Source organism: Gammaproteobacteria bacterium (genome assembly GCA_021648145.1).
In the GTDB taxonomy this organism is placed as follows: Bacteria; Pseudomonadota; Gammaproteobacteria; order JAADGQ01; family JAADGQ01; genus S141-38.
In genome coordinates this window covers 54,542-71,421 of sequence record JAKITI010000010.1, presented here as the reverse complement: position 1 = coordinate 71,421, position 16,880 = coordinate 54,542, and the positions used below count along the sequence as shown (strand labels likewise).

13 protein-coding genes are annotated in these 16,880 nt (G+C 44.3%); 8 read left to right on the top strand and 5 right to left on the bottom strand.

Annotated elements, in window-relative coordinates; translation table 11 throughout:
- Nucleotides 1–13: 13 nt before the first annotated feature.
- Nucleotides 14–799, top strand: a complete 786-nt coding sequence (flgG, locus tag L3J70_07960; protein ID MCF6236289.1) for a flagellar basal-body rod protein FlgG — start codon at nt 14–16, stop codon at nt 797–799.
- The gene (locus L3J70_07955; protein MCF6236288.1) at nt 799–1,479 is read left to right on the top strand and encodes a flagellar basal body L-ring protein FlgH; all 681 of its coding nucleotides are present in this window, start codon (nt 799–801) and stop codon (nt 1,477–1,479) included. The genes flgG and L3J70_07955 overlap by 1 nt, the downstream gene beginning before the upstream one ends.
- 136 nt (nt 1,480–1,615) lie before the next feature.
- On the opposite strand, the gene L3J70_07950 is transcribed toward L3J70_07955, so the two are convergent.
- Nucleotides 1,616–2,695, bottom strand: coding sequence for a hypothetical protein (locus L3J70_07950; GenBank protein ID MCF6236287.1), 1,080 nt, complete (start codon nt 2,693–2,695; stop codon nt 1,616–1,618).
- Nucleotides 2,696–3,015: 320 nt separating this feature from the next.
- Between L3J70_07950 and nirB the strand changes: the two genes are divergently transcribed.
- From nirB to L3J70_07925, 5 genes are all read left to right on the top strand, one after another.
- Nucleotides 3,016–5,448: a nitrite reductase large subunit NirB gene (nirB, locus tag L3J70_07945; protein MCF6236286.1), complete on the top strand. Its 2,433-nt coding sequence runs from the start codon at nt 3,016–3,018 to the stop codon at nt 5,446–5,448.
- 13 nt (nt 5,449–5,461) lie between these two features.
- Nucleotides 5,462–5,770, top strand: a complete 309-nt coding sequence (gene nirD, locus L3J70_07940; GenBank protein ID MCF6236285.1) for a nitrite reductase small subunit NirD — start codon at nt 5,462–5,464, stop codon at nt 5,768–5,770.
- A gap of 75 nt (nt 5,771–5,845) precedes the next feature.
- Nucleotides 5,846–8,026, top strand: a complete 2,181-nt coding sequence (locus L3J70_07935; GenBank protein MCF6236284.1) for a nitrate reductase — start codon at nt 5,846–5,848, stop codon at nt 8,024–8,026.
- Between the two features lie 16 nt (nt 8,027–8,042).
- Nucleotides 8,043–10,028 (top strand): dimethyl sulfoxide reductase anchor subunit, encoded by a 1,986-nt coding sequence (locus L3J70_07930; GenBank protein MCF6236283.1) that lies wholly within the window; start codon nt 8,043–8,045, stop codon nt 10,026–10,028.
- Nucleotides 10,029–10,146: 118 nt separating this feature from the next.
- Nucleotides 10,147–10,437, top strand: coding sequence for a c-type cytochrome (locus L3J70_07925; GenBank protein MCF6236282.1), 291 nt, complete (start codon nt 10,147–10,149; stop codon nt 10,435–10,437).
- Nucleotides 10,438–10,478: 41 nt separating this feature from the next.
- On the opposite strand, the gene lolD is transcribed toward L3J70_07925, so the two are convergent.
- The 4 genes from lolD to nadB form a co-directional block, all read right to left on the bottom strand.
- Nucleotides 10,479–11,174, bottom strand: coding sequence for a lipoprotein-releasing ABC transporter ATP-binding protein LolD (gene lolD, locus L3J70_07920; protein ID MCF6236281.1), 696 nt, complete (start codon nt 11,172–11,174; stop codon nt 10,479–10,481).
- Nucleotides 11,167–12,414, bottom strand: coding sequence for a lipoprotein-releasing ABC transporter permease subunit (locus tag L3J70_07915; protein MCF6236280.1), 1,248 nt, complete (start codon nt 12,412–12,414; stop codon nt 11,167–11,169). Before L3J70_07915 ends, lolD begins: the two co-directional genes overlap by 8 nt.
- A 99-nt stretch (nt 12,415–12,513) precedes the next feature.
- Nucleotides 12,514–14,478: an acetate--CoA ligase gene (acs, locus tag L3J70_07910; GenBank protein ID MCF6236279.1), complete on the bottom strand. Its 1,965-nt coding sequence runs from the start codon at nt 14,476–14,478 to the stop codon at nt 12,514–12,516.
- A complete protein-coding gene (gene nadB, locus L3J70_07905) occupies nt 14,475–16,115 on the bottom strand; it encodes an L-aspartate oxidase (protein MCF6236278.1) in 1,641 nt (546 codons plus the stop codon). Before nadB ends, acs begins: the two co-directional genes overlap by 4 nt.
- Before the next feature lie 166 nt (nt 16,116–16,281).
- Here nadB and rpoE point away from each other — a divergent pair, with 166 nt between their 5' ends.
- Nucleotides 16,282–16,875, top strand: a complete 594-nt coding sequence (rpoE, locus tag L3J70_07900; GenBank protein ID MCF6236277.1) for an RNA polymerase sigma factor RpoE — start codon at nt 16,282–16,284, stop codon at nt 16,873–16,875.
- Nucleotides 16,876–16,880 lie beyond the last annotated feature (5 nt).

Genomic DNA, 16,880 nt, shown 5'->3' with positions numbered 1-16,880 from the left:
AAAGGAAACAGATATGAATCAAGCATTATGGATCGCTAAAACAGGGCTGGATGCACAGCAAACAAGAATGGCTGTGGTCTCCAATAATCTGGCGAACGTAAATACAACAGGCTTTAAAAGAAGCCGCGCAGTTTTTGAAGATCTTTTCTACCAGAATATTCGCCAGGTGGGAGCGCAATCTTCACAAGATACGCAAATTCCCTCTGGTTTATCTCTGGGTACAGGTGTGAGAACCGTTGCGACTGATAAGCTGCATACTCAGGGCAATATGATCCAGACAGAAAATTCGTTAGATGTTGCAATTGAAGGGCGTGGTTTTTTTCAAATTTTGCAGCCAGACGGTACGCTTGCATATTCACGCGATGGTAACTTTAAAGTGGATAGTCAGGGGCAGATAGTGACCTCTAATGGCTATACACTTCAACCAGCCATTACTGTGCCGGAAAATGCATTGAGCCTTACCATCGGCATTGACGGTGTGGTGAGTGCAACTACTCCTGGTTCGGCAGCTCCGGTGCAACTTGGCAATATTCAACTGGCTGATTTTGTAAATCCAACAGGGCTACAACCCGTCGGTAAAAATCTGTATGTCGAATCAGCAGCCAGTGGAGCAGCCGCAACCTCTACACCAGGTCTGAATGGTGTAGGAACAGTACAGCAGGGCGCGTTGGAAAGTTCAAATATTAATGTTGTTGAAGAGCTGGTCAACATGATAGAAACTCAGCGAGCTTATGAAATGAACTCCAAGGTGATTTCTGCCGCCGATAGAATGCTGCAATATGTGAGTAATAATTTGTAATGGATAGTATTAAGCATATTGTCTATTTATCTGGAATAGCACTGATGATTGCAGGTTGTAGCTATATTCCTCAAAAGCCTGAATTAGCGGACGCTGATGAATTTTTTTACCCAGATATGAAACCTGTAGAAACAACGCCCGGAGCAATTTATGAGTCGAATGCAGGCGGGCTGTTTGAGGATCAAAAAGGTCGCCGTGTTGGCGATATAATCAATGTCAAATTGGCTGAGAAAACAGCGGCCACCAAAAAAGCCAGCACCAGTACCAAAAAAGATAGTGAAGTCAGTGTTGCAGCGCCGACAATTTTTGGAAGTCTTCCATCATTCAAATCACGATTTGACCTTTCTGCCAGCCTCAGCTCTGGCCGTAAATTTACCGGCACGGGAGACAGCACTCAAAGCAACACACTGAATGGCAGCATAGCGGCAGTCATCACCCAGATTTTACCGAATGGAAACTATGTGATTAAAGGGCAAAAAGTACTGGAAATGAATCAGGGTAAAGAGTACATCAAACTCTCTGGCGTGGTACGTCCCAATGATATCAGCACCGATAACTCTATTTTATCAACACAAATTGCCAATGCAAATATCACCTATGCCAGTGAAGGCGTAATGAATGATGTCAATAGAATGGGGTGGTTAGAGCGAGCATTTAATAGCCCTTGGTGGCCGTTTTGATGACGTGGAAATAACTCGGGTGTGTGGATTCAAGATGCCTATATCCATGTTAGAAACCTCAAGTCAGTAAAAAAGTAAAATTATTATAAAAGGCCACTGATTAAATGTTTTAATCAGTGGCCTTTTATGTTGGGTACTACTCTCTAGTCTTTAATGTGTAGCCTGCGGGGATTTCAAAAACACTGTCATGCACGGGTTGAATGGCAACGCTGTTTACTTCGTAAATATAATGAAATATCGGTTCATTGGGGCTAGGTAGAAACATTTTTTTGGCCTTTTTAGAGGCGAAATCTTCTACGCTATCTTGAAGTGCCCCCATTGGATTAGACCAATCAAACCCTTTCTTTTCAGGCTTTGCTGCTACTTGTGTTTCTAGGCAGGCTTTTTTATCAAGATACCAGTCAACTTTAATGGATATTGGATAGCCTTTCACCGTTGCTAATTTTTGGCTCACAGAGCTATTCCACTCGTTGTTTGCCTTTGATGTATCACCGGAAAAAGCAGACAGGGCATTAAAGATTCCATCCGAAAGTAGTAAGGACAAGGGGTTGTTATCTTTCTGTGCCCCTTTTCGGTACGCTCGTGTGGCTTCTTCATTGATTTTCCATACATCTTTCATAGCCGCTGTTGGGATCGTATTCCAGAAGACGATTCTTAAAGTGTTTATATCTTTTTTACCACTGTCGTCTTTATATTCAACTTTCCAGGTTACGTTATACTCTTTTGTTTCATACCCAGATATAGTACGGGTTTGCCCTGTTTCTTTGACTGTGAATGTATTATCAGTGAGGCTCAACTGGCAGCCAGTATCTTCATCAGGATCGTATTTAAACTCCTCTTCATCCTCATCCGTGCTAAATTGTGTGAGGATATTTGTATTACACCCGCTTAACGGGCACTCTAAATATTTTTTATCCAGCAAAGTCCAACTCAGGTTTTTATCCATACGATAGATAATTGTATTATCACCGCCGCCGCCTAAAAGTTTGCTGGCCACCCAAGAGTCATATTTATGTTTGTCGGAAATGCGCCTTTTATCATTGCGCGTGTAGACGAGTTGTTCAAATGTAGAGTCAGGCAATATCATACCACTGACAACGCCGCTGGCCTTCAGAACGGCTGTTGGATTTTTGGGTGTAGTATCAATTTTTTCCGGTGGGGTGGTTGCACACCCAGCCAGTAACACCGCAGTTATAGTCAACCCTGTTTTTTTCATTTTATTTATTCTCCTGAGTCGTAAGTTTGTTGGTTTGTTTTAGAACCTTTAACATAGCTAATGTAATGGTTTTCAGTCAAGGAGTATCTTAAAATGAAAGGTGAGTGATTCGCACTGTTTTGGTAAGTTTTTGTTAGATTTTGGTGCATATTGATTGGTGGAAAAAGTAAATTGGAAGCAGCAAGGCAATATATTTAATAGGTTGACTTACAAATTCTAATTTACTGGCATACAAATTGCTCTTTTCATGTAAAATAGCGACCCATTAAGATGTTGTAAATAATAAGTAACGGAGATCTCGCGTGAAACAAAAATTGGTCATGATCGGTAATGGTATGGCAGGGATGAGAACCATTGAAGAGCTATTGAAACTGGCTCCTGATGCCTACGATATTACTATCTTTGGTGCGGAGCCTTTCGGTAACTACAATCGAATTATGTTATCGCCTGTATTGGCAGGTGAAAAAACCATTGACGAGATTATGATCAATGATTTGCAATGGTATAAAAACAACAATATTACACTGCATGCGAATAAAACAGTGGTTGAAATCAATCGCGCAGAAAAGAAGGTTATTGCAGAAGATGGAACTTTTGAGTCCTATGACCGTTTATTGATTGCTACCGGTTCCAATCCTTTTATGCTTCCTGTGCCAGGGGGCAAGTTATCTGGTGTGATCGGCTTTCGTGATATTCATGATGTTGATACCATGCTCGATAGCGCCAAAACCAAGAAAAAAGCGGTCGTTATTGGTGCGGGCTTATTGGGGCTGGAAGCCGCCAATGGCCTGAAACTTCAAGGCATGGATGTCACTGTTGTGCATATTATGGACTGCCTGATGGAGCGTCAGCTAGATAAGCCAGCAGCCAAGCTATTGCAATCTGAGCTTGAATCACGCGGTATCAAATTTCTACTGGATGCACGAACCCAGGAAATCTTGGGTGATGACCATGTGAGCAGGATACGTTTTGCTGATGGTGCTGAAATTGAAGCAGACCTTGTGGTGATGGCGGTCGGTATTCGCCCTAATTTCGAGTTGGCTCAGAAAGCCGATCTTGAATGTGATCGTGGTATTGTGGTCAGTGAAACCATGCTGAGCAGTGATCCATCTGTCTACTCAGTGGGTGAGTGTGTACAGTTTGAAGAGCATACGTACGGTCTGGTAGCCCCCTTGTTTGATATGGCTAAAGTTTGTGCCAGCCAACTGGCTGATATTGATCATAAACATTATGTACATACCGAAACTTCAACTAAACTGAAAGTCTCTGGTGTTGATCTGTTTTCTGCTGGAATCATCAATGGTAATGAAGCAACGGATGATATTATTTTTCAAGATCCTGCCAATGGTGTCTATAAAAAAATAATTTTGCAAGATCACAAAATTGTCGGTGTTGTTCTCTATGGCGATACATTTGATGGCAGTTGGTATTTTGAGCTGTTACGTGAAGCAACGGATGTCAGCGAAATGCGTAGCCACTTGCTATTTGGGCAAGCCCATTTAGGGGACTCTGGTCACGGCGGTGTTAATGATGCAATTGCTGCTATGAGTGATGATGCAGAAATTTGTGGTTGTAATGGCGTGACTAAAGGCTGCGTCACTAAGGCCATCATTGAAAAAGGCTTACAGACTCTGGATGAAGTGCGGGCACATACCAAAGCTTCCGCCTCATGTGGCTCTTGTACTGGGTTGGTTGAACAGGTTCTTGCGCATACCTTGGGTGCTGATTATTCGGATTCACCTTCTGAAAAACCTGTCTGTAAATGCACTGACTACACTCACGACGATGTGCGCAAAGCAATCACCGAACAGAAACTGACTTCGCTAAAAGCCTTGATGAATGCAATGGAGTGGCGGACGGTTGATGGTTGTGCAAGTTGTCGTCCTGCGCTCAACTATTATTTGATTGCTGCCTGGCCTGGAAAAGTAGAAGATGACTATCGCTCTCGTTTTATTAACGAACGTATTCATGCCAACATTCAAAAAGATGGTACTTACTCAGTTATACCGAGAATCTGGGGCGGTGTCACCACGGCAGATGAGCTGCGCACAATTGCCGATGTGGCAGATAAATATGAAATTCCAACGGTAAAAATTACTGGCGGTCAACGTATTGATCTGCTGGGTGTGAAAAAAGAAGATTTGCCTGCAGTTTGGGGTGATTTGAATAAAGGTGGAATGATCTCTGGCCATGCTTATTCCAAAGGGTTGCGTACGGTCAAAACGTGTGTTGGACAAGAGTGGTGTCGTTTCGGCACTCAAAAATCAATGCAGATGGGCATTGAACTGGAAAAAATGACCTGGGGCTCATGGACACCCGCCAAGTTTAAAATTGCAGTCAGTGGTTGTCCGCGCAACTGCGCTGAAGCAACAATCAAAGATTTTGGCGTTGTTGCGGTTGATTCCGGTTGGGAGTTACATATTGCAGGAAACGGTGGTATTAAAGTTCGTGTGACAGACTTGTTATGCAAAGTTAAAACGGAAGATGAAGTGCGCGAGTATTGTGGTGCTTTCATGCAGGTTTATCGTGAAGAGGCGCACTACCTGGAGCGTACTGCCCATTGGGTCGAACGTATCGGCTTGCCTTATGTGAAACAGCGCATCGTGGAAGATTCTGAAGGGCGTAAAGCACTGAATAAACGCTTTTTGGAGTCACAGGTTTATGCACAAGTTGACCCCTGGGCAGAGCGCGCCAGTGAAGGTGTGGATGCACATGAATTTGTAGCGTTAACTCAAATCAACAAGCAGCAGTAGTGGAAGAAAAATCATGAGTGATTGGATTAAAGTTGGAAAGTTAAGTGATATTCCCCGTCAAGGTTCACGGATTATTAATAGTGATGAAGGCGATATCGCACTATTTCGTACGATTGATGATGAAGTGTTCGCGCTGCGTGATGAGTGTCCACATGAAAAAGGGCCGCTATCACAAGGCATTATTCATGGTAAAAATGTGACATGCCCACTGCACAGCTGGGTTATATCTCTGGAAGATGGTTGTGCATTACCACCCGACGAGGGCTGCGCAACACACTTTCCTGTAAAGCTGGAAGATAAGAACGTTTTTTTGAAATATTAATATAACATCACAAGGGCGGACACTTAGGTTCGCCCTTATTGATTAATCAAGCCGATTCATACTGGACTTTTAAATATGCTATTTGGTCGCCAGAAAAAAAATCCCATCACATTGCCTGATAAAGGCGTTACGACATGGAAATACACCACATGTGGTTATTGCTCAACTGGCTGCTCAATCGAAGTGGGTTTGAATGCCGAAGGCGTTCCCGTCTCATGCCGTGGTGCGAATGATGCCGATGTGAACCGTGGCAAGCTTTGCATTAAAGGTATTTTTGAATACGAACTGTTTAAAAGCGCAGGGCGGGGTACCGTACCATTAGTTAGAGATAAAACCATTGATGCTTATGAAGAAGCCAGCTGGGATCATGCACTGGATCGCTCAGCCTCAGAAATCAAGCGTATTCAGGAAATGTATGGGCGTGACAGCTTTGCTATTGTTTCAACCGGTCAATTATTAACTGAAGAGTTTTATACATTAGGCAAGCTGACGCGTGGAGCAATTGGCACGAATAACTATGACGGTAATACAACGCTTTGTATGGCTTCCGCCGTGTCAGGTTACAAACGCTCGTTTGGCTCTGATGGTCCGCCAGGTTGTTATGATGATTTTGAACATACCGAATGTCTGATCGCTTTTGGTTCTAACCTGCCTGAGCAACACCCTATTATCTATTGGCGATTGCGTCAGGTGTTAGAGAAAAGATCTTTTCCGGTTATTGTGGTTGACCCTCGTGTGACGATGTTTGCTCAAATGGCTGATATGCATTTGGCAATTACCCCTGGAACGGATGTTGTTTTACTGAATTCATTGGCGCACGTTATTTTGAAAGAGGGGCTGGAAGATCAAGCTTATATTAAAGCCAATACCTCAGGCTTTGATGAATTTTCAGAGCTGGTGGCGCAGTATGACCCTGTATCAGCATCAAAAATTTGCGGCATTGATGAAGATACAATTCGCAATGTTGCCCGGCTTTATGCCAAGGCTGGTTCTGCGATGTCGATCTGGACAATGGGTATCAATCAAAGTACCCATGGTTCAGATGGTGTTGTTGGAATCAATAGTTTGAATTTGATTACAGGCAATATCGGAATCGAAGGGGGAACAAGCCTTTCGATTACGGGGCAATGTAACGCGATGGGAACGCGAGAGTGGTCATCCTGCTCCGGGCTTCCTGGCTACCGCGCTCTGGAGAAAGAGGAAGATCGGCAATATATTGCTGACTACTGGGGCATTGATCCAGAGTTTTTTCCTAAAAAGCGTGGCATGGCGCAAACAGATATTTTTCCAGCCATTGAGTCTGGAGAGATAAAAGGCTTGTGGCTGATTGCAACCAATCCTATGACTTCGATGCCGAATACAGCACGTATTCGAAAAACATTAGAAAAGTTGGAATGCCTGATTGTCCAGGATGCTTATAAGGATGTCGAGACGACTGAGTATGGCCATATTTTTCTACCGAGTGGGCTTTGGGCAGAAAAAGAGGGAGTATTCACTAATACCGAGCGCCGCGTTAATTTGGTGAATAACGTGATTGATCCGCCAGGGATTGCCAAATCTGATCTCTGGATTTTCAATCAGATGGCTAAGCGTTTTGATAACGGTCAAAAAATTAAATTTCCAGAAACAGCGGAAGGTGTTTTTAAAGAGTTATGTGAGCTTTCAAAAGGACGAATGCTGGACTACTCCGGCATGACCTATCAAATGATTGAAGAGCAGTGTGGCATTCAGTGGCCTTGCACTAAAGGAGCTGTTGTCGGTGCTCCTCGTTTGTATACGGATGGTAAATTCCAGTATGCAGATGGCAAAGCAAAACTGATTCCACTGGCTTTTATTGATAATAATGAAAAGCCTGATGATGAATACCCTTTTTGGCTCAGCAGTGGCCGTGTTGTTGAACATTTTCATACACGTACACGAACCGGAAAAGTGGGCAATCAAAATAAATTCAGTCCAACTCCGTATATGGAAATGAACCCAGATGCGGCAAAAGCACTTGGCATAGAACATATGAGTTATGCGCGGCTTGTCAGCAAACGTGGTGATGCTGTGGTGCTGGTGCAGTTAACTCAGCGTGTTGCCCCCAATACTGTATTTATTCCCTTTCACTTTCATGACTGTGTTAATCGTCTGACGCTTGGGTTGCTCGATCCTTATTCAAGGCAGCCTGCATTCAAACAAAATTCTGTAAGAATTGAAGCGGTTGAAGATCAAGAGGCAGCGGCTGTGCGTAATGTTGCAGCACGAACTTATTAATATTTAAGGTAGAAAAATGTTTAAAGTACGTGATAACGAGCCGGACTATGCGATTATTCCCAATATAGAGGTTCCTGATAAAAGTCAGCATGGCACCCCCATTCAACTCGCAGACGAAAAAAGTGAGTTGGCGGGTGAAAGCCTGAATATTAATGGTGATGCTGAAGTGGGTGATAACCCTAATCGCTACAAGCAACATGGCTTTCACTTCACTGCGGATAACTGTATTGCATGTCATGCATGCGAAGCGGCGTGTAGCGAAAAAAATGATCTTCCGGCACATATCAGTTTTCGTTCAGTCGGTTATGTAGAGGGTGGAACCTATCCAGCCTATCAGCGCGTTAATATCTCAATGGCGTGTAACCATTGTGAAGATCCGGTTTGTTTGAAAGGCTGCCCGACACGTGCTTACACTAAATATGCTGAATACGGCGCGGTTCTGCAAGACCCTGATATCTGTTTTGGTTGTGGTTATTGCACTTGGGTATGCCCCTATAATGCACCGCAATTGGATCTGGAAAAAGGCCAGGTTTCAAAATGTAATATGTGTGTGGATCGTCTGGAAGTGGGGTTAAAACCATCCTGTGCTTCGGCTTGTTTGGGTGGGGCACTGGATTTTGGCATCATTGAGTCAAAGCCTGAAAATCGCATACAAGCAAAACTGGAAATTCCAGGATTTCCAACGCCTGAAATTACTCGCCCTAATATCCGCTTTCAGCAGACGCGCAGTCTTCCAAAAGAGATGACACGTCCCGATACAACGCCAATTCGTTACGTCAAAGAGGAAGCGGGGCAGGCAGACTTCAAAACACGGGTGCGTCATAAAGAGGGGGAGTCTGGAAAAATCAAACGTGATTGGAGCCTTAAAAAACTGAGCTCACGAGAAGATCCTCTGGTGCTTTTTACCTTGATATCTCAAGGGGTTATAGGTTCTTTTTTAATACTGTTTCTAGGGCCAATGTTTGGCTTGGAAATGTTATCTGTTGAAAGCCATCCGACTACGAATAAATTAATGTTGGTTGCGCTGCTGGTATTAGAGGGCATTGCTTTGGGCATTTCAACAATGCATCTGGGTAAACCGCATCGTTTTTATCGTGCTTTTAATAACTTGCGTTATTCACCTGTGAGTCGTGAAGTCGCCTCTTTGGCTGTTTTTTATACAATGCTGGGCGGATATACATTAATGACGATTGGTCTGTTTAATTGGTTGCCACAAGGAATGGTCTCTTTTCTTACAGGATTATTGGGTTGGTTAGCGGTGATTTCTGGCCCTGTTGCATTGTATGCAATGCACAATATTTATCGCATTAAAGCACGTCCTTTCTGGAATCATTGGCAAGTATTGAGTAGCTTCTATGGCACCATGCTCACGCTAGGCGCATTGTGGGTGGGTTTGGTATTTTCTGCTGTTTTGTTGTATGAAGGATCAAGCATCTCTGAGCTTATGTTACCTATGGCTTGGTTGATGGTGTTGGGTTTGGCTCTAGAATGCATTGGTCTACTTTTTCATGCAGATTATCTCAAAAAATGTGGTAATGAAGCCGCAGCTTCTCACTGGGTGCAGCGCACAACTTTTGGTAATACTTACATTGCACGTAACGTGGGTCTGGGTGTGAGCTTGTTCGCCGTTCTGGCAGGCGCTGTGATATGCAGTGGTGAAGGTGTTGTTGGTTTTTCTGCTTGGCTCTTGTTAGGTGTAGTTATTATGGCAACGATGCTTGTAGGGCGTGCACTGTTTTATGTGTTAGTCATTCCAACCACCATGCCCGGTGCTTTTTTCTGGCGTAATAGTGGATTTCAAGAGCATGCACGGCAATCTGGCCTGGCTGAAATGCCGCAAGTTGGAGTATTACCACATGAGCATTATCAAGAAGAAGCATTAGCTCGCGCTTCAAAAGAGTTAAAAGAAGATTTTCAAATGATAAAGAAGCAAGGTTTGGCTAAGAGTTTTAATCAATTAAAAGAAAATGTACAACAAGTCATTAAAAATAGTTTTAGTTAGTGCTCGTACGAAATCGCTTAGGCAGCTTGGGCTCGTATAAATTTTTTGTGAGCTTCTCTATTGTAATAATTGATAAGTTTGCTAGGATGCAGAGCTTTTAGTATTCAGGAATATGACAGTGAAAAAATTATTATTAGTAGTTGCTGGTGTTGCAGTATTGGCCGGCTGTTCTAAAACAAGTGATTACAAGCCTGAAGTGGGTGCGAGTGGTGAAGATATTTTCAAGGCGGCTTGTGCGTCTTGTCATGAAGTGAATGATAAGGGGCACTATTTTGAGCTGTCGAAAGATATATCTGTAAAAGATAAGATCGCTAAAGGCAGTTTTTCGATGCCTGCTTTTCCTTATATCATTGGTGATGAGCTTGAAAGTTTGAATGAATATGTATTGGCGAATAGCACAACCCAATAAATAGTAAAAGTCAGGTGGCCGTTGTTCTGGCGGTCACTGTTTTATTGTTCTTTTAAACCATCACTTTCAAGCACCAATACCCGATCCATTTTTTCTGCAAGTTGCAGATCATGCGTGACGATCAGAAAGCTTGTTCCCATATCTTGATTAAGTTGTAACATAAGTTCGTAGACTTGGCCTGCAATTTTTGTATCCAGATTTCCTGTGGGTTCATCGGCCAATACACATTGCGGTTTTGTTACAAGCGCACGAGCAAATGCAGCTCGTTGACGCTCTCCACCTGAGAGCTCGCCTGGTTTGTGTTTAAGTCTGTGGCTTAAGCCCACTTTTTCCAGCAGTGCCCCAGCCGCTTCAGTCGCTTTACGCGGTGATGTGCCTCTGATCAAAAGCGGCATACAGACATTTTCAAGCGCTGTAAACTCAGGTAAAAGGTGGTGAAATTGATAAATAAAACCTAAAAATTGATTACGAAGGTGGCCGCGCTGTGTTGTATTCAGTTTTGTTAAACTTTGCCCATTAAGCCAGACTTCACCTTGCGTAGGAGTATCCAACCCCCCCAGTAGATGAAGCAAGGTACTCTTTCCTGAGCCTGATGCGCCAATGATTGCAATACGCTCACCTTTGTTGATAGTTAGGTTGATATTACTGAGTACGTGGGTTTTCAACGAACCTTCGTCGAAGGTTTTGCTTAAGTTTCGGCAATGTAAAACAGATTGATCTATATTACGATCACTCATAACGTAGAGCCTCCGCAGGCTGGGTTCGGGAGGCTCGCCAGGCAGGGTAGAGTGTGGCGATGACGCTGAGAACAAAAGAGAGCGTTCCAATCAGGTAAACATCACTCCAATCCAGATCTGATGGAAGTTTGCTAATGTAGTAAACATCCGCTGCGAGGAACTCAACATCTAACAAGCGTTCAAGTGCAGGCACAAGCGTTTCTACATTGAGTGCTAATGAAACACCTCCCAGGATACCGAGAGCCGTTCCGACCAATCCAATGAGTATGCCCTGTACCATGAAAATTCCCATAATGGAGCTGGGAGTGGCTCCTAGGGTGCGTAAAATTGCAATGTCACTCTCTTTGTCAGTGACAACCATAACGAGTGTTGAAACAATATTGAAAGCAGCGACGGCAACAATCAGCAGTAAAATGATAAACATGACCAGCTTTTCGGTCTGCACTGCACGAAAAAAATTGGCATGGCGGTAAGTCCAGTCACTTACAAAATAGTGGGCGGGCAGGGCAGAAGATAATGTTTTATTGAATGCTGGCGCATTAAACATTTCATCAAGTTTCAATCGTAAACCACTGACATTATTAGTCATTTTTAAAAGTTTAGCGGCATCGTTAATATGTAAAATGGCTAAGCCATGATCAAACTCATACATGCCTACTTTAAAAATTCCCACCACAGTAAAGCGCTTCATGCGAGGCATAAGGCCAACCGGTGTTACGTTCGCTTGCGGTGTTACCAAAGCAACTTTGTCACCTAAAGTCACGCGTAGAGCAGTGGCCAGTTCAATACCCAGTACGATACCAAACTCACCGGCTTTTAAATTATCCAGCGAACCCGCCAGCATTTTTGATGAAACTTCGGAAACTTGGTCTTCTCGCGAGGGTAAGACTCCGCGAATCATTGCGCCTTCGACATGGCGGCTATTCGTTAACATGCCTTCGCCGTCAATATAAGGAGCTGAGCCAATAATTTGGGGGTAGTGATCCAGCTGTTGATCCAAATCTTGCCAGCTATCAAGTTCACCATCATAGCTGGTGACAGTCATATGTGATGCCACACCTAAAATGCGTTCCCGTAACTCTTTTTCAAAGCCATTCATGACTGAGAGCACGGTAATCAATGCCGTCACACCGACAGCAATACCGAGCATGGAAAGCAGTGAAATAAAGGAGATAAAATGGTTTCGGCGCTTGGCGCGGGTATAGCGTAGGCCGATAAATAGTTCGATTGGTTTAAACATAGCGCGGCATTATAGCCGAAATTTTTAAAAACATGCCTGATTTTTTGTAGGGGCGAACCTGTGTGTTCGCCCTTTTGATGAATGCTTTTTTATGATGAATCAAGATTTCCCTTGAAGCTGTAATAAAATAGCTTCATTTTCTAGAGTTGATACATCCTGAGTAATCTCTTCACCACTGGCAATGGTTCGCAGCAGGCGGCGCATAATTTTTCCTGAGCGGGTTTTGGGTAAATTGTCGGCATAACGAATTTCTGCAGGTTTGGCAATGGAGCCAATCTGTTGTGCCACCCATTTACGTAGCTCGCCAGTGAGTGTTTCGTCAATACCGTCTTCAGGGCGCTTGCCACGTAAAACAACAAAAGCAAAAATGGCTTCGCCCGTTGTTTTATCGGGTTTGCCAATCACTGCGGCTTCAGCAACTTTTGGATGAGCCACTAGTGCAGATTCAATCTCCATGGTGCCTAATCGGTGTCCTGATACATTCAGCACATCATCAATGCGCCCCATGATCCAGAAATAACCATCTTCATCGCGGCGGGCGCTGTCACCCGCGAGATAATATTTTCCATCGAAATGACTCCAGTAGGTGTCGATGTAACGTTGTTCATCACCCCAGACGGTGCGCAACATGGAGGGCCAAGGTTTTTTAATCGCTAGATATCCACCTTTATTAGATGCAGTGATGCTGTTGCCTTTTTCATCAAGAATATCAGCGTCAATGCCGGGCAGTGCTAAAGTGCATGAGCCTGGTTTGGTGGCGACTGCACCAGGAATAGGGGCCAGCATGATAGCTCCGGTTTCTGTTTGCCACCAAGTATCAACAATCGGGCATTGGTCTTTGCCAATGATGCTGCGATACCACATCCAGGCTTCTGGGTTGATGGGCTCGCCTACGGTGCCGAGCAAACGAATGCTGGAAAGGTCATGTTTGTTGGGCAGTTCATCACCCAGTTTCATGAGCGTGCGAATTGCAGTCGGAGCGGTATAAAAAATAGTGACTTTGTGACGGTCGCACATCTCCCAAAAACGATCCCCGTTAGGGGTGGTGGGTGCGCCTTCGTACATCACTATCGTCGCACCTGCCGCTAATGGGCCGTAAGCGACGTAGGAGTGACCCGTGATCCAGCCTACGTCCGCGGTGCACCAGAAAATATCGTCATCACGAATATCAAAAACCCATTTTGTACTCATGAGTGCGCCCAGCAGGTAGCCTGCACTTGAGTGCTGTATGCCTTTGGGTTTGCCTGTAGATCCTGATGTATAGAGTAAAAATAGCGGGTGTTCACTGTTCACCCAGGTGGGTTCGCATGAGACATCCACACCTTGCAGTGCCGCATGCCACCAAATGTCACGCGATGGGGTCATTGATATGTCATGGCCTGTGCGCTTAAGTGTGATCACTGTGGTGACTGAATCAGCCCCAATTTTCAGGGCTTTATCACAAGTGGCTTTGAGCTCGATGATTTTTCCACCACGGTAACAACCGTCAGCGGTGATGAGTGCTTTGGCTCCTGTGTCTCTAATACGATCATTGAGTGATTGTGCGGAAAATCCACCAAACACAACGGAGTGAATCGCACCAATGCGAGCACAGGCTTGCATGGCGATTACAGCTTCTGGGCACATGGGCATATAGAGGATCACTCGATCCCCCATTTTTATATCTTGTGCTTTGAGTGCATTGGCAAAATGGCAGACATCGCTATGCAGCTCTTTGTAGCTGATATGACGGGTATCGCCTTGCTCATCTTCAAAAATAATCGCATTTTTAGAACCATTTTTTTCGAGATGACGATCCAGGCAGTTATATGAAATATTGAGCTCACCTTCTTCAAACCAACGATAGTGAGGGGCGTTATTGCTGTTGAGTATTGTTTGAAAAGGTTTGTGCCAACTGAGTTCGGTGCGAGCAAGGTCTGCCCAGAAACCTTCGTAATCATCTTCTGCCTTTTGATAGAGTGCTTTTAGTGTTTCCATGTCTGGAATACGAGCTTGCTCAGAAAATGTTTGGCTGGGTTGGAACAGACGATTTTCATTTAGAATGGATTCTATTTCGTGGCTCATGGTTCGGCTCTCCATTTTGGTGCTTTCAAATAGTTTTTTGGGCACAATACAGTATTGCTGGGTGGCTGGGTGTTATCGAGTGTCGGATAGTTAATGTTAAAATGAAGTCCACGACTCTCTTTGCGCTGACTTGCCGAACGAATAATAAGTTCAGCAACCAGAGCTAAATTTCTAAGTTCAATCAAGTTGGAGCTGATACGAAAACGGCTGTAATACTCATCAATCTCTTTTTGCAGCAGTTCAATACGATTTCTGGCGCGTTGCAGGCGTTTATTGCTGCGCTCTATACCGACGTAGTTCCACATAAAACGTCTGAGTTCATGCCAGTCATGAGCGATCACGACCTGTTCATCGGAGTCACAAATCTGGCTTTCATCCCATGCGGGGAGTTGTGTGGGGGAAGATGAAATCTCAAGTTTTTCCAGGATATCTTCACTGGCAGTACGTGCGAATACAATACACTCCAGTAGTGAGTTGCTTGCCATGCGATTAGCTCCGTGCATGCCTGTAAATGCAGTTTCACCAATGGCATAAAGCCCTTCGATATCAGCGCGGCCAGATAAATCAGTCATAATTCCACCGCAGATATAATGGGCAGCAGGAACAACAGGTATGGGCTCTGATGTGATGTCAAAACCAAACTTTAGGCAGCGAGCGTGAACAGTCGGGAAATGTTGAAGGATAAAGTCAGCCGATTTATGGCTGATATCAAGATAGACAAAATCAGAACCTAAACGCTTCATTTCATGGTCAATCGCACGCGCCACAATATCACGAGGAGCTAGTTCGCCGCGCGAATCGAACTTGTGCATAAAGGGTGTGCGATCAGGCAAGAGTAGTTTGCCGCCTTCACCACGTATCGCTTCAGTAATTAAAAAAGATTTGGCATCAGGGTGAAACAGGCAGGTCGGGTGGAACTGGATGAATTCCATATTTGCAATCCGGCAGCCCGCGCGCCATGCCATTGCGATGCCATCACCTGTCGCGATGTCGGGATTACTGGTGTAAAGGTAAACCTTGCCTGCTCCTCCAGTAGCCAAAGCCGTAGACTTGGCGCTAAAAGTAAGCACTTGACTGTTTTTGGTGTTGAGTACGTAAACGCCTAAGCATCGGTTTTCTTTTATGCCAAGCTTGTTGCCAGTAATTAAATCAATGGCAATATGGTCTTCAAAAATATCGATATTGGATTCGTCGCTAGCCAACTGTGCGAGTGTTGTCTCGAGCGCGCGACCTGTTGCATCAGCTGAGTGAATGACGCGGCGACGACTGTGCCCACCTTCGCGCGTTAGGTGGTAGCGGCTATTGTTTGGACTGTCGCGTGTAAAGGCGACTCCCTGGTCAATGAGCCATTGAATGCTGGGTGGGCCTTGTTCTACTGCAAAGCGCACAATCTCTTCATCGCATAGGCTCACTCCAGCATCTATCGTATCCTGTGCATGAAGTTCGGGTGAATCATCATGATTCAAAACAGCAGCAATGCCCCCTTGAGCGCGGAGCGTTGCCGTATTTGTCAGAGCTTTTTTTGCGATCAGGGCAACGCGTGCCTTGGGGGCTAGAGTGAGCGCCAGTGTTAAACCGGCAGCGCCACTGCCAATGACGATGACATCATATTGGTAATTGTTGTCGTTATTGTTCACAATTGAGCCACTGGTTGCGAGTTATCTTCATTTTTAAAATGTCGATAATAGCGCTTACTGAGTGAGTGCTCCACCTCAGGAATAAAAAATTATTAATGACACACATTTTATGTGAACTTTTTTTGAATGGTTCGCTCTATCATATGAAACGGCAGGAAGTAATATTTTGCAAAAGGGGATAGTCCGGACGGGCGAATATAGTGTAGATAAAGAGCTCGTAACACGGGTTCAAAATGGCGATAAAAAAGCTTTTGATATTTTGGTTTTAAAATACCAGCATAAAGTCGCCAAGTTAGTTTCTCGTTATATTCGTGATAGTGATGAGGTTCAGGATGTTACACAAGAAGCATTTATTAAAGCCTACCGGGCACTGCCTGGATTTCGTGGTGATAGTGCTTTTTATACGTGGCTCTATCGAATTTCGGTTAATACGGCTAAAAATTATCTGATATCACGGAGTAGGCGGCCACCGAGTGTTGATATTGATGCTGAAGATGCGGAGCAATTTGAATCAGCATCTGCACTTAAAGAGTTTGCAACGCCAGAGCGCTTGTTATTTAAAGATGAAATTGAGAAGACTGTATTCAATGCAATTGATCAGTTACCCAGTGATTTACGCACTGCGATTACATTAAGAGAGTTAGAAGGGCTTAGTTATGAAGAGATTGCTCAATCAATGGATTGCCCTGTTGGAACGGTGCGTTCCCGAATTTTCAGAGCACGAGATGCAATTCAAAAAAGGCTTGAACCTTTACTTTAAGAGAT